The sequence below is a fragment of the Gemella sp. 27098_8_92 genome (assembly GCF_041433685.1).
Lineage (GTDB): Bacteria > Bacillota > Bacilli > Staphylococcales > Gemellaceae > Gemella.
The window spans coordinates 191,272-205,950 of sequence record NZ_JAPWBZ010000002.1 but is presented as its reverse complement, the minus strand read 5'-3'; the positions used below and the strand labels follow the sequence as shown (position 1 = coordinate 205,950).

At 29.1% G+C, this 14,679-nt stretch carries 18 protein-coding genes; 3 read left to right on the top strand and 15 right to left on the bottom strand.

The features are described from left to right. Positions 1–4: 4 nt before the first annotated feature. From O3802_RS02315 to O3802_RS02280, 8 genes are all read right to left on the bottom strand, one after another. The gene (locus O3802_RS02315) at positions 5–1,306 is read right to left on the bottom strand and encodes a MurT ligase domain-containing protein (RefSeq protein ID WP_371458125.1); all 1,302 of its coding nucleotides are present in this window, start codon (positions 1,304–1,306) and stop codon (positions 5–7) included. 20 nt (positions 1,307–1,326) lie between these two features. Next, positions 1,327–2,043 carry a response regulator transcription factor gene (locus tag O3802_RS02310; protein WP_371458124.1) on the bottom strand — a complete coding sequence of 239 codons (717 nt, stop codon included), beginning with the start codon at positions 2,041–2,043 and terminating at the stop codon, positions 1,327–1,329. 20 nt (positions 2,044–2,063) lie between these two features. Next, the gene (locus O3802_RS02305; protein WP_371458123.1) at positions 2,064–2,795 is read right to left on the bottom strand and encodes a pseudouridine synthase; all 732 of its coding nucleotides are present in this window, start codon (positions 2,793–2,795) and stop codon (positions 2,064–2,066) included. A 9-nt stretch (positions 2,796–2,804) separates the two neighbouring features. Next, positions 2,805–3,353, bottom strand: a complete 549-nt coding sequence (scpB, locus tag O3802_RS02300; protein WP_371458122.1) for an SMC-Scp complex subunit ScpB — start codon at positions 3,351–3,353, stop codon at positions 2,805–2,807. A 3-nt stretch (positions 3,354–3,356) separates the two neighbouring features. Beyond that, positions 3,357–4,055, bottom strand: coding sequence for a segregation and condensation protein A (locus O3802_RS02295; protein ID WP_371458121.1), 699 nt, complete (start codon positions 4,053–4,055; stop codon positions 3,357–3,359). Between the two features lie 14 nt (positions 4,056–4,069). Next, positions 4,070–4,969: a tyrosine-type recombinase/integrase gene (locus O3802_RS02290; RefSeq protein WP_371458120.1), complete on the bottom strand. Its 900-nt coding sequence runs from the start codon at positions 4,967–4,969 to the stop codon at positions 4,070–4,072. Positions 4,970–5,149: 180 nt separating this feature from the next. After that, the gene (locus tag O3802_RS02285; protein ID WP_371458119.1) at positions 5,150–5,854 is read right to left on the bottom strand and encodes a YoaK family protein; all 705 of its coding nucleotides are present in this window, start codon (positions 5,852–5,854) and stop codon (positions 5,150–5,152) included. Positions 5,855–5,883: 29 nt separating this feature from the next. After that, positions 5,884–6,768: an NUDIX hydrolase N-terminal domain-containing protein gene (locus O3802_RS02280; protein WP_371458118.1), complete on the bottom strand. Its 885-nt coding sequence runs from the start codon at positions 6,766–6,768 to the stop codon at positions 5,884–5,886. 231 nt (positions 6,769–6,999) lie between these two features. Here O3802_RS02280 and O3802_RS02275 point away from each other — a divergent pair, with 231 nt between their 5' ends. The 3 genes from O3802_RS02275 (at position 7,000) to O3802_RS02265 (ending at position 8,148) form a co-directional block, all read left to right on the top strand. After that, positions 7,000–7,191 (top strand): DUF2929 family protein, encoded by a 192-nt coding sequence (locus O3802_RS02275; protein ID WP_371458117.1) that lies wholly within the window; start codon positions 7,000–7,002, stop codon positions 7,189–7,191. Between the two features lie 84 nt (positions 7,192–7,275). Next, a complete protein-coding gene (locus O3802_RS02270; RefSeq protein WP_371458116.1) occupies positions 7,276–7,749 on the top strand; it encodes an NUDIX hydrolase in 474 nt (157 codons plus the stop codon). A 12-nt stretch (positions 7,750–7,761) separates the two neighbouring features. Further along, positions 7,762–8,148 carry a thioesterase family protein gene (locus O3802_RS02265; RefSeq protein ID WP_371458115.1) on the top strand — a complete coding sequence of 129 codons (387 nt, stop codon included), beginning with the start codon at positions 7,762–7,764 and terminating at the stop codon, positions 8,146–8,148. 51 nt (positions 8,149–8,199) lie between these two features. On the opposite strand, the gene codY is transcribed toward O3802_RS02265, so the two are convergent. The 7 genes from codY to cmk all read right to left on the bottom strand — a co-directional run bounded on the left by codY (position 8,200) and on the right by cmk (position 14,677). Beyond that, positions 8,200–8,982, bottom strand: a complete 783-nt coding sequence (gene codY, locus O3802_RS02260) for a GTP-sensing pleiotropic transcriptional regulator CodY (protein ID WP_371458114.1) — start codon at positions 8,980–8,982, stop codon at positions 8,200–8,202. A gap of 80 nt (positions 8,983–9,062) precedes the next feature. Further along, a complete protein-coding gene (gene trmFO, locus O3802_RS02255) occupies positions 9,063–10,367 on the bottom strand; it encodes an FADH(2)-oxidizing methylenetetrahydrofolate--tRNA-(uracil(54)-C(5))-methyltransferase TrmFO (RefSeq protein WP_371458113.1) in 1,305 nt (434 codons plus the stop codon). Between the two features lie 20 nt (positions 10,368–10,387). Beyond that, a complete protein-coding gene (gene thiI, locus O3802_RS02250) occupies positions 10,388–11,629 on the bottom strand; it encodes a tRNA uracil 4-sulfurtransferase ThiI (protein WP_371458112.1) in 1,242 nt (413 codons plus the stop codon). Then, entirely contained in the window at positions 11,619–12,770 is a 1,152-nt protein-coding gene (locus tag O3802_RS02245; RefSeq protein ID WP_371458111.1) for a cysteine desulfurase family protein, read from the bottom strand. The genes thiI and O3802_RS02245 overlap by 11 nt, the downstream gene beginning before the upstream one ends. Before the next feature lie 210 nt (positions 12,771–12,980). After that, positions 12,981–13,403 (bottom strand): acyl-CoA thioesterase family protein, encoded by a 423-nt coding sequence (locus O3802_RS02240; protein ID WP_111743101.1) that lies wholly within the window; start codon positions 13,401–13,403, stop codon positions 12,981–12,983. 1 nt (position 13,404) lies between these two features. Then, positions 13,405–13,992, bottom strand: coding sequence for a lysophospholipid acyltransferase family protein (locus O3802_RS02235; RefSeq protein ID WP_371458110.1), 588 nt, complete (start codon positions 13,990–13,992; stop codon positions 13,405–13,407). 10 nt (positions 13,993–14,002) lie between these two features. Beyond that, positions 14,003–14,677 carry a (d)CMP kinase gene (gene cmk, locus O3802_RS02230; RefSeq protein ID WP_371458109.1) on the bottom strand — a complete coding sequence of 225 codons (675 nt, stop codon included), beginning with the start codon at positions 14,675–14,677 and terminating at the stop codon, positions 14,003–14,005. Positions 14,678–14,679: the final 2 nt, after the last annotated feature.

The window sequence follows — 14,679 nt, the reverse complement described above, 5'->3', positions numbered from 1 at the left end:
ATAACTATTTCTCCAATTCCTTTTGAGTTTCAGTTAACGCTGTATAATTTGGTATAGCAATAGCATATCTCTCAGGGTATTTTTTTAATTCTAAAACCGCCTCTGTAATATTCTCATTGACTGTTATATTAGCTCTAATATCACTATATTTCAAACGTAATGCTAATTCTTTAGCTCGCTTTCCTGAGCAAATAATATTTTTAATATTTTGATTAAGTAAAATATTAAAATCAGTATCCCAAATCCATGATATATCTAAACCATCAGCACCATTATCATTTAATACTAGAAGATAATTTATATCTTCCTTGATCGTATTACCAATTGCCAACGATGCATTAAGTCCTGCTGGATTTTTCGCTAAGTTAAGCAACACTGTAGCATCTTTTGATATACTAATACTTTGCATGCGTCCATTTTTAGATGTATAACTGCCTAATCCTTGCTGAATTTCTTCCTCAGTTAATCCTAGCTCTTTTAATAGTGAATATGCTGCAAGTAGATTATATATATTATAGTCTCCTGCCAATCTTGTCTCAATAGCTTCACTATTATTAACGCTAAACTTTATAAATGGCTCGACAACCGCATTTGTTACTTTATATTTTACTTCGGGGTGTTTAAAATTACATTGTATACATTTATAAAAACCTAACTGACTATAATGAATATAATCATAGTCTAATTCATGTCCACAATTTGGGCAAAATTTCGATTCCGGAATACCATAATCAACAAAGCTATATGCATCCTTACTTATTCCAAAACAAACATTATTCTTACCATATTTTGATAATCGTGTAACAAAAGGGTCATCGCTATTTAAAATAAGCTGTATACCTTTCCCTTCTAATTGATTACCGATTGTTTCAATTAAAGTATCTATTTCTCCAAAGCGATCAATTTGATCTCTAAAAAAATTATTAATAACAAATTTTGTTGGTGTTATATAGTTCATAACCTTGGGAATAGAGCCCTCATCTATTTCAATGACAGCTAATTTTGTATTGTTTTTTGACTGGATAGCAAACGTGGATATAATTCCATCTAACATATTTGCCCCTTCAAAATTATTAATAAAATCTTTATTACATGCTTTTAATGTATGCCCTATTAAATTTGAAGTTGTTGTTTTACCATTTGTTCCAGTTACAAAAACAATTTCATCATAATTAGTAGCCAATTTAGAAAGCACATTACTATCAAGTTTTCTTAATACTTTTCCCGGTAAATCTGTTCCTTTCTTGCCTGCTGTTCTACTGGCTTTTCTTGTCAATTTAGCCAAAAATTTGTAAAATTCTAACATAACATCTCCTGTTAAATCTCTTAAAGGTTATTTTGTGATGTATCAAACTTATATCCTATCCCCCACACAGTAACAATCATTTTTGAAACTTTTGAAGAAATTTTATCAAATTTTTTCCTTACTCTTTTTATATGAGTATCTACTGTCCTAAGATCCGAATAAAAATCATAGTCCCATACAGCTCTAAGAATTTCATTTCGTCTAAATGCTTTATCTGGCGATTTAGCTAAAAACAATAATAAATCAAATTCCTTAGGTGTAAGAAGAACCTCTGTATCCTCTACGATAACCTTATGTGAATTCACATCTATTATCAACCCTGGGAAAACTAATACATCTTTTGTATACAATTCTGGTGTATAAAAAACACTACGTTTAGTCCTTTGTAAAATTGCATTTATTCTTAACATAAGTTCTCTAGGACTGAATGGTTTTATTACATAATCATCTGCACCTAATTCAAATCCTTCTACACGGCTTTGTTCGTCGGCCTGTGCAGACATTATTATAACAGGTGTCGCTTTAGTTTTTCTAAGTTCAGATAATATTGATTTTCCATTCAGAATTGGCAAATGCACATCTAAAAGAACACATGAATAATCCATGTATTTCAAACGTTCTAAACCATCTTGACCATTACTAGCCTCATCAACAATGTATCCTTCTTTTTCTAAGTACATTATTAATAGTTTTCTAATTCTCTCCTCATCATCTATCACTAATACTCTTTCTGCCACTAAATATCACTTCCTATAAATTACTTATCTCCATTTTTAGCTTTATTAATTAATCTTTTTACTTCATGAATAGTAAGAATCCTGTACTCACCCTTACGTAATCCATCTAGTGTCAAATCTTCAATAGATTCCCTTTTTAATTTCATTACCTCATAACCTAACGCTTCGAACATTCTACGTACTTGCCTATTTTTACCTTCATGAATTGTTAATCTTACTAATGTATTACCACTCTTATTTTTATTTTTTACAATATTAACCTCTGCTGGAGATGTTTTGTAATTATCAATCCTTACACCAGAACGTAGTATTTTTAAGTGATGTTCTTCTAATTTTCCGTTAATTTTTGCAACATATGTTTTTCTTATTTTGTGCTTCGGATGGGTAATTAAATTTATAAACTCTCCATCATTAGACATAATTAATGCACCAGATGTGTCATAGTCTAGACGTCCAACGGGTACTACTCTTTCAGTAACTGCTTCAAAGAAATCTTTAACACAAACTCTATCTTTTTCATCAGACATTGATGTAATAACCTTTTCAGGTTTATAAAATAGATAGTATCTTTTATTTTCTTTTAATAAGCGTACTCCTTCAACAATTATAACGTCACTTGGTTCGGCTTTCATTCCTAACTGATTGACAACCTTACCATTTACGCTAACTTTTCCTTCTAGTATTAATTGTTCAGCTTTTCTTCTAGATGTATAACCTGAAGCTGCTATCAATTTTTGTAGCCTTTCCGCCATGTCATCCTCCTATTTTTCCAAAAATTTACTTATATCACTTTCACTTATATCCTCTGATTTTGGTAACTCATTTAGACTTTCTATACCAAAAACATCTAAAAATGTTTCCGTTGTTTCGTACAGTTTTGGTTTACCTATTGTATCCAATGTTTTATTTGAGATAATTAGATCTTTAGAAAGAAGTGAGTTTATTATAGAGTCACTGCTAACCCCTCTTATTTTATCTATTTGAACCTTTGTTATCGGTTGATTATAAGCGATTATCGCTAGTGTTTCTAATGAAGCTTTAGATAATTTTACGAGATTTTTTGAAACAATAGCTTTTTTAATCATTTCCGATATCTCTTCATTCAACAACATTTTATATACTGTTCCAAACTTTCTTATTATTAGAGGGTTATCTCTTGTATTATATTCCTCCAAAAATATATTAAGCATATTCTCTGCTTCATGAGGCTCTACTTCCATAAATGTTGCAAAAAAATCAATGCTTAAACCTTCTTCACCTTTCATAAAAAGTAAGGCTTTTATAATCTTTTTTGTTTTATCTAATAACATAGCTTATTCCTTTAATTTATATTCCAGAATTATTTCATTTTCATTATCTATACATATCAATTCCTGATCTCTAATCATTGTTAAAACACTAACAAATACTAAAACAATTTCATTTCTTTCAGTATAATTTTTTATTAGTCCAGAAAAAGATAATTTTTTATTTTTATTGAATCTTTCAGTCAATTCTTGTTTTATATCTTCAAATGAAATCTCACGGCGATAGCCAACGAATGCTTTATCATTCTCATTATTATTAAAAGTTTTTAAAATATTTTCCATAGCTTTCAGCAACTTTATTGAAGGTATTCTTAAAGATCCTATATTATCTTGTATATCTAAATCTATACTTTCTTTTTCCAGGTATTGAGCTCGCTCTTTTTGCAAAATTTCCAATTTAGTACTAAGTTCCTTATAGTTTTTATAATCCAATAACTGTTGTACTAAATCTTCTTCCTCTTCCGCAACATCTTCTTCAAATTTTGGTAGTAGACTTTTACTCTTTATATGGAGTAAAGTTGCTGCCATTACTATATATTCTTCTGCAATTTCAAGAGAAAACTCTTCACTAGTATTTATATACTCTAAATAACTCTCTGTTAATTTTGCAATAGGTATATTATATATGTCTAACTCCATTTTTTCAATTAAATGCAATAATAAATCAAGTGGTCCTTGAAAAATCTCTAAATTAACATTATACATTTACTATTATTCCTTTAATTAATTGTTTTTCTTGGATGATTGATTAGAGTTCTCTTTTGCCCTGGTTTTTTTAGATTATTAAAATACAACTTTAAACTATGAATATTTTTTAATCCTAGAAGTTCTTGTACTTCTTCTGCTGGAACCTTATCTTCTAAAAGATGAATAGCCAATGAGTTTCTAAAATTCATTGTATTGAGTTCTTTCTCAAGCCCTAAATCTTGTTGACGCTTTTTAAAAATTTTCCAAAAGCCTTGACGACTTATTCCTTCACCATCATGATTTAAAAATAACTTACTTTCATCCTCAATATCAGGATATTCTTTTTTCAATTCTTCAATATACTCTTTAATTGCATCAGTCGATTCTCTATTCAATGCAACTGTTCTATAACCTTCTTTTTTCTTATATTTTAAATATCCTATAGTTGTGTTAACATCTTTTAATTCCAAATTAATACATTCTGTTGGTTTAATACCTATAGAATATGATAATTCAAAAATAGCCTTATCTCTATAATCCATCCAATTTTTTGTATCAATATCTAAAATTCTAGCTATTTCCTGTCTTGTGAAAATAATAAGATTATGTTGATTATCTTTGTCAATATGAACATCTATATTGATTCTATCATTAATTATCCCTTTAATATAAAGATATTCAATAAAAATATGAACTGTAGAAATTGTTCTTGATAATGTTGCTGATGAATAGTTTTTTTCTTTTAGATACCTCAAATATCTTGTAATTAATTCCTCATTCAACCAAGAATATTCCTCAATTGAATATCCCATTTCAACTAAATACAAAAAGATTTTTCTCAAATCCCTATCATAAGAATTAATTGTGTTCATAGAGAACTTTTTCTTATTTTCTAAATATTCTCTAAAATCGTTCAATAACTTTTCACTCATAAAAATACCCCCTTAGTATCTCATAACACTCCCCAATATTAAGTCCTATATAATGATTATATCATCTATAAAACTTTATGTAAATGTATTTGTAGCATTTTAACATTCACTATTAAAAAACTTTGAATAGTTTTTTGTAATAAACAAAAATCTCCCAAAGTTTTATATTTATTTATTATACTAAATTTTTTTTCTCCCAAATTTATTTCGAATCCCTATCGCAAAAAATAAATTAATTATCATTATTGCGATTGGAACTAAAATAGCATTGTGAAAATAATATTTAGACATTGCTGCGCCAAAAATAACACCAAATAAAAATACTAAAACTACTGTTAAATAAATTAAAAGTGGATATCTACTTTCACTTTTTTTTTGAAAAATATATTTGTGTAAATGTTCACTCAAAGAACGTAAGTTCCCAGTACAAAATACACTAGCAAAAACGAGATTATTAACTTTTCTAAATCCATCAAATTGGATAGCACAAACGAATGAAATAACAATTGGCCGAATATCTAAACCAAATAATGAACCTTTGAAAAATATAAAAGTTAATGCCATAATTTGAATAAACAACAACATATAAATATGTTTAAAAATAGACAATTCTTTATATTTTGATTCTATATATTTACTAATTAAAACCCCTATTATAAAAGATAGTACAGGAATAAGATAATGTCGGACTTCATATAAATCCCCATTAATCAAACCTATTCCTACAAAAATTAAATTTCCTGTTTGTGCATTAGCAAAAATTCCTCCACAATTAACGAAAGTGTATGCATCGAAAAAACCGCCTACTAAGGTCAATAATAAACAAAACATCAACTGTTCATGTACAGGTAGATTTTTATTAATTAATGTCTCACGAATATTCATATATCAAACCTCTCCTATATTATTATAAATTAATCAAAAATTGTTTCCCATTTATCAGGATTTTCAAAACAAGAAAAACACATTTCTAATTGTTTTTTAGTTGTTCTTTGAACTGAAAGCTCTGGTAGATTATCTAAAGAAAAGAAATCTGCAGCTAGCGTCTCTGTATTTGCTTCAAAATCATGATCGATATACTCACACAAGACAAAAATTTTAACCATACCAAGTGGAAAGCTGACTGGATGATGTCTGTTATAATCTAACACCGCAATAATTTTTTTAGGTTTAATAATAGCTCCTGCTTCTTCTTTCGCTTCTTTTATAACATTTTCCCTTACACTTTTTAAAGCATCTTGATAACCACCAGGAAGAGCCCATTTTTCGTCTAACTGTTCCTTAACTAAAAGAATTTTATTGTCTTTGATAATAGCAGCTCTGGTTTCTACTTTAGGAGTTTGATATCCTATTTCACTAGCAAAATTCTCTTTGATTTTTTCTGGAGATATATCATATTTATAAGCAAGCATTTCACAGGAAATTTCTCTAATTCGTTCTGAACGTTCTCTATCAAATTTATCTTTGCTATACGCAAGAGAACATTGAGCTAAAAATTGCAACTCTTTAGCCCACGATTGCCAGATACCTTCCATATAAACTCTAACCACATCTTCTATTCTTCTTATAAAAATTGCATCTTTTACATCTAGAAAATCATAGTCATCGCTCATTAAAAAAACATTAGCTAACTTAGGATTAATACTATTTTTATCAGCAGTCAAATACAGTACATTACGTTGAAAGGAGTCAATCCCTTCTGAAAAAGTATAGTTAATGTTATTATTACTAAATACTTTTTCTAAATCTTTCGTTATTTTACATTCTAATTTTTTATCTATTAATAATTTTTGGTACATAACGCAACCTCCACACTTATCTATATATTATAACATACTTATTTTCATTTTTTCTACTTAATTTTCTACTTAATTTCCAACACTTACAAAGTTATGATCAATACAATATATTTTTTATTAATTATCATATAAAATTACTGTTAATAATTAAAAATTTTCTCAAACTTCTTGTAAGTTTTGATTATTAGTTGTATAATTACTATTGTAAGTATACAGTAAGGAGGGAATAAAATGAAATATATTATTTCTTTATTTTGGGCTTTTATTTTTTCATTTATAACAATATTTATAATTACATCTATTTTGGGGAGCAACTCTGAAGTTAATACACTTAGAGATTGCGCAGTTTTATCTGTAATTTTCACAGCATTCGTTGCACTACTTGATGCCGTTGGTTTAGACAAAAAACGCCGAGAAAATTAATTTATTTTAAATAAAAATTATTATTAAAATAGGAATAGCGCGTGTGTTGCTTTCCTATTTTTTCTAAATAGGAGTACTACATATATGAATAATTTACTTGCAACTATGTGTTATATTGATAATGGTGATAGTTATCTTATGCTCAAACGTAATAAAAAAGAAAATGATATTCATGAAGGGCTTACTATAAGTGTTGGTGGTAAGTTTGAAATTGGAGAAAGTCCTGAAGACTGTGTTATTCGAGAAGTAAAAGAAGAAACAAATCTTGATATTATTAAGCCAAAACTTCGTGGTATAATCACTTTTCCAAATTTTGATGGACGTAAAGATTGGTATACATATGTCTTTACAGCAAAAGAGTATACGGGTAACCTTACAAAAGACTGCAACGAAGGTGACTTAGTTTGGGTGAAAAAAAATGAAATTCAAAATATAAAAACCTGGGAAGGTGATTATATATTTCTTGATTGGCTAGTACAAGATAAACCTTTCTTTTCAGCTAAATTTAATTATAAAAACAATAAATTTATTGATTATGAAGTAACTTTTTACGACTAAAGGAGCAATATTATGAATATTGAATTAAATAAAATTTTTGAAACACACTATACTGTCAAAGATGAAAATAGTGCTAAAAATATGGGAAGTGGTGATTTAGAAGTATTATCTACACCTAGTCTAGTGGCTTTTATGGAAAATGCTGCAAAAAATTACTTAAATAATTTTCTTAATGATGAACTAGGCAGTGTTGGTAGTAATATTAATATAAATCATCTTGCTCCAACTCTTATTGGAAAAAATATAATTGTCAAAGGCTCAATAAAAGAAATTATTAAAGAAAAGATAATTATCTTCAACCTTGAAGCATATGAAAGTGATACACAAATTGCAACAGCTAATCATACACGTGTGATAATTAATAATAAGATATTTATGGAAAAATTAATATCTAAATAAGCAAAGAGAAAAACCTCCTAAATAGGAGGTTTTCTCTTACAATTTTACATTTTAAAATTCATTAGAGAATATTAGTTCTAAGAAATATTCTTTAAGTACTTTTATGTATGTACCTTTCATACCTAATGATTTTGATTCTATAATACCCGCACTTTCTAATTTCCTAAGTGCATTTACTATAACTGAACGAGTAATTCCTACCCTATCTGCAATTTTACTTGCGATAAGCAATCCTTCTGTTCCATCCAATTCTTTAAAAATATGTTCAATTGCCTCTTTTTCTGAATATGACAATGAGTTAAGAGCCATATTAACCATATCCTTATCACGAGCTAGATTTTTTTCTTTGTCTTGTTTTTCGTGAAGAATTTCTATTCCTACTACTGTTGATGCATACTCTGCCAACACCAAGTCGTCATCCTGAAAATTGTTATCCATTCTTCCAATAACTAGTGTCCCTAGACGCTCACCGCCACCTCTTATTGGTAAAATTACAGTATATGTATTTCCCTCAAATCTTTCTGTTTCTTCTTCGGGAAAAATAGAAAGTGGATCTTGAAACGGAATATTAACCTTCGTTGCATATACTTTCAATGTAGCATCTAAATAAACTTTAGGAACTTTCCTAGCACGAATAATTTCTTCCATACGCTCATTAGAATAATCCATAATTGAATCATATCCAAGAATATTACCTTCTACATCTAAGATATAGACAACTGAATCTAAAATAGGACTTAAACGCATTGCCATCGCTTCAAAATCGACATTTTCATGACGTCCTTCTTGTAAAATTGTACTTATTTTTCTTGTTTTTTGTAATAAACTCGCCATTTTTTTCTCCTTACAAAAATGCTTCCTTGACTATTATACCACTATTCCAAGGGAATTGTAAGACTTTTTGAGAAAATTTTTTAATCTATTCTGAAATTTTCTAAAATTTCTAATGATCTTTTTGCGTATTTTTCATATTTTTCCTTCTTATCTCTTATTTTCTCTGGAAGAGGTTTTATTATACCGAAATTTGCATTCATAGGTTGGAAGTTTTTACTCGTATTATCCACTATATAATTTGCCATTGCTCCAATCATAGTTTCAGTTGGGAAAACTACTTCTTTTCCTTCAGTGTTATATAATGCATTTAGCGCTGCTACAATTCCAGAAGCTGCACTCTCAACATAACCTTCAACACCTGTCATTTGTCCTGCAAAATAAATATTTTTTTCATCTTTTAGACGATATGTTTTTTCTAACAATTGAGGAGAATTTAGATATGTATTTCTATGCATAACTCCATAGCGAACAATGCTGGCATTTTCTAAACCGGGAATCATATTAATAATTCGTTTTTGTTCACCCCATTTTAAATGTGTTTGGAATCCAACTATATTATATAGCGTTCCCTCACTATTATCTTGACGAAGTTGTACTACAGCATAGGGACGTTTATCAGTTTTTGGATCTTCTAGACCTACTGGTTTCATTGGTCCAAATAATAAAGTTTTTTCCCCACGTTTAGCCATTTCTTCAAAAGGCATACACCCTTCAAAATAAATTTCTTTTTCAAATTCTTTTAGTGGAGCTGCTTCTGCCGTAATTAATTCATTATAAAATGAAAGAAATTCATCTTTTGTCATCGGACAATTTAGGTACGCAGCTTCCCCTTTGTCATAACGTGATTTTAGATATACTCTATTCATATCTATAGAATCTTTTTCAATAATTGGGGCTGCCGCATCATAAAAATACAATCCATCCTGTTTTGTATATCCCTTAATGTTCTCACTCAGTGAATCAGATGTTAAAGGTCCTGTAGCAACAATAACAGGATTTTCTCCTTTAGGAATTTCTGACAACTCTTCTTCTATAACATTAATATTTGGATGGTTTTTAATAGTATTTGTAATCATTTCTGAAAACTTATCTCTATCAACCGCTAACGCTCCTCCAGCAGGAACTTGCGTAGCATCTGCACATTTCATGATTAAAGAATCAAGCATTCTCATTTCTTCTTTCAATAAGCCTACAGCATTCGTAATATTATTAGCTCTTAATGAGTTTGAACATACTAACTCAGCAAAATTTTGCGTTTTATGTGCTGGGGTCATCTTTTTTGGACGCATTTCATAAAGATCAACTTTAATTCCACGCTTAGCAAGTTGCCATGCTGCTTCGCTTCCAGCAAGACCGGCTCCAATTACAATTATTTTCTTTTCCATTAACTATCTCTCTTTCTATTTTATAATAAATCCGAAAAATCTTCTTTTTCTTCTTTGTTTTCTTTTATATCTTGTGTAATTATACGACCATTTTTATCAAAAAGATATGTCTCAATACTTGCTAATGTTTCATCAATAAGCTCTGAATAATCATCACGTGATTCATAAGCGACAATTTTTTCTAATCTCGGTTTTGTTTTTGGAGCTTTTGGTGTGAAAATTGTACAGCAATCTTCAAATGGAAGATTAGAAATTTCTAACGTATCTATTTCTTTTGCAATTTTTATAATATCCACTTTATCCATAGTTAACAATGGGCGTAGTATAGGCATATAAGTTACATTATTGATGCAATTCATAGATTCCAATGTTTGGCTAGCTACTTGCCCTAGTGATTCTCCAGTTGCGATAGCTAAACATCCCTCTTTTTTCGCTACTTCTTCAGCAATACGAAGCATAAATCTTCTTGTAGAAGTCATTGTATAATTTGATGGGACACGTTTAACTATTTCAGTTTGTAACTTAGTAAAATTAACAACGTGTAATTTTATTTTCCCTACAACTTGGCTAAGTTTGATAGTTAAATCGAAAATCTTTTTCAATGCATCAGCTGATGTAAATGGTGGAGATTGGAAATGAATCATTTCTACTTCCACACCTTTAACTTGTAACATATGCGCTGCAACAGGAGAGTCTATTCCTCCTGATAAAAGAAGCAATGCTTTTGATGAGGTATTGACAGGAAAACCTCCAATACCTTTTATAAAGTCTGTGAAAATAAAAATTCCTTCACTACGAACTTCTACATTAATGATAAAATCTGGTTGTTTTACATTAACTTTTAAGTTTTTATAATTAACAAGAACATGACTACCAAAAATATTATTCATTTCATTGGTATTATACTCAAAATTTTTATTAGCGCGTTTTGTTTGAATCTTAAACGTATATTCTTTATCTAATTTTGTTTTTAATAGATTATCTACTACTTTCTTCGCTTCTTCTATATCCAGCGGTGCTCGTAATACTGGTGAAAAATTGTGGATTCCTGGAACGCGTTTTAATCGATTCATTATTTCTACCACATCATCGTTATTATCTAAATGGATATACATTCTATCACGTTTTGTTTGAACATGAAATCCTTTTAATCCTTGAAGATTGTAACGAATATTTTTTGTAAGCTTTTTTAAAAATTCATTTCTATTTCCAGACTTCAGAGTAAGTTCTCCATATCTGACTATTATATGACTATATTCCACTTTCAATTACCTCTTTAAATTTTTTATAATATTCATCTTTAAATACTTCGATAAATTTTTTAACTTCTTCTAGTTTTGTCTCATATGAGAAACTAACTCGAATACTTCCTTCAATATTTTCTCTTGATAAACCACGAGCGTATAAAGCTTCATTCAAATGAAAAGTTCTTGACGAACAAGCACTCGTTGTTGAAACCATAATTCCACGTTCATTTAATGCATTGATAATGGCTTCTCCTTTTATTTTCGGAAGACTAATGTTAATTATTGAATCTACAAAATCATTTTGTAACGGCGAATTAATTATTACGTGCCCTATTGCGCTTAATTCATCAACAATTAATTTCTTATATTCATAATGTTTTTCTTTAACATCATTTACTTTCTCTTGAGTTAGTCTCAATGCTTTAGCAAGACTTACTGCTCCAGGAACATTTACAGTACCACTTCGAAGACCATTTTCTTGCCCTCCTCCAAAAGTAATATTGTGCGTCGTTCTTCGTGATTTTAAATATAATACTCCTACACCTTTCAAGCCGTGAAACTTATGTGCAGAAATAGAATAACTATCAATCACAGTTAAATCAATTTTTTCTTTCAGTACCCCCTGAACTCCATCAACATGAAAATGAATTTTTGGATAATCTTTGAGTAGTTCTACAATTTTACCAATAGGTTGAATGGCTCCAAAAATATTATTAACATGCATTACACTAACTAGAATAGTTTCTTTTGTTAACAATGATTTTAAATGTTCTAAGTCGATAAATCCATTTTCATCAACATTAACATAGTCTAAAATAAAACCACGATGTTCTAATTCTCTAAACGTCTCTAATACTGAAGGATGTTCTATCCTCGAAACTATAATTCTATTTCCAAAATCTTTTTTATGTTCAACACTCCCTAAAAGAGCTATATTATTACTTTCAGTTGCACAAGATGTGAAATATACTGTATCACTTTCCACACCTAATATATCTGCAACTTGTATTCTAGCTGCATTAAGAAGTTTATTCACTGTTTTCCCATATTTATTAATACTAGCGGGATTCCCATAATAATTATTATTAACCTCAACAAAAGTTTTCAAAACTTCATCATAAGGTTTTGTAGTCGCACAATTATCTAAGTATATCATTTTTGACACCTTTCAATTACATATTTGTTGTTAACAAATCACTATAAAAGTATATAACAAATAGCTAGTTTTATCAATTGAAATAAATTTAATTTCAATTTTCTTTAATTACTAAAATTGTATATATCTGGTTGACTTATATCTATGTTTAATCAATAAATATAAAAACAGCTAAAAATAAATTACTTCCATTTATTTTTAGCTATTTCTTTATTCTCCATTAACTACATCTTTTAAAATCTGATCCCATTTTGGAAGATTTCTATCAATACGAACAGCTCGGTCGCTATCAGTCCCTAAAATATTATGTGATGAAGTTGCAAGTGCTACAACAACACCATCAACAGATAATTCATAAGAAAAAATAGTTTTTATTCCATTATGTTTTTCTATCCACGTCTTAATAAACATATCTTGATTCTCAAATCTGATGTTATTTTTGATAGAATATTTAACCTCTATATCAGAATAATATAGATTATAGTTAATTAGAGAATCTACATCTATCCCCAAACTATTTAGATAGTACTTTTTGGCTAAATTAAGCCAATCATAAATATACTTATTATCTAAAAAGCCTGCTGAGTTAAAAAATTTTTTTTCTAATTTGAATTTTATAGTTTTTTCGTACATATTACTTCTCCTTTACTATTAAATCAGAAATAGCTTGCATTAAGATAGCTGTAATTTCGTCATGACTTTTTTCTTCTTCTTTCAAACTAGTGGCATCTATTTCATCACCTACAACTATTTTAATTTCTGAAAATAATCTAAAATTTTTACTTGGAATTATTGCAAACGGAATGATTTTCGTTTTAGCTCTTGTTGCAATAAAAGATGCACCGTTATGTAATTGACCTAGATCTAACTCTTTTGAATGGGAACGTGTACCCTCAGGGAAAACACCAACTACTTCTCCTTCTTTTAATAACTTAATACTATAATTAATAGCTGCTCTATCGAAAGTTCCGCGTTTAATAGGAATTGCTCCAGTTGCTTTTAATGATTGCTTTATGAATGGAATTTTAAATAATTCTTCTTTTGCAATAAATCGAATTTTTTTATCAAAAAATGCTGGAAACAATAATGGATCATGATTGCTCAAGTGATTTCCTGAAATAACAACACCTTTTGCATTCTCTATTTTTTCGCCATTAATTACTGTTACTTTATAAAAAATTTTATAAAACAATAATAACAATGTTTTTACAAAGTTATACATTCTTTTCTCCTTATCCTTCTGCCTTCTTAATTAATTCTGTCATCTTTTCTACTACTTCAGTTATAGTTAAATTAGTTGTATCTATCAACACTGCATCATCTACTTTTACAAGTGGTGCTATATCACGGTTTTCATCTTGATAGTCACGCGCCGCTATATCAGCTTTAACCTTATCGAAATCAATATCAACTACCCCTTGTCGGTCAAAATCTAAAACACGACGTCTCGCTCTTTCTTCAACGGATGCTGTCAAGAAAATTTTTACATCCGCGTTAGGTAACACTACCGATGCTATATCTCGACCATCCATTATTATATTATTACTCATTGCAAGGTTTCTTTGAGTGTCAATTAAAAATTCGCGAACCGCAGGTGATTTAGCAAATAGTGACGTAAATTTTGACACTTCTGCAGTTCGAATTTTTTCACTAACATCTTCACCATTGACGAAAACATATTGAACTCTATCTATAAACTTCACTTCAAACTTTACTTTGCTCAATAGTAACTCTATTTTTTTTTCATCTAATTCTGTTAAATTATTTTTCAAAAAATCATATGTTAATCCACGATACATAGCACCTGTATCAACATAATTATATCCTAAATCTTTTGCTACCATTTTAGTTATTGTGCTTTTACCTGAACCAGCTGGTCCATCTACGGCTACTGATATGTATTTCATTA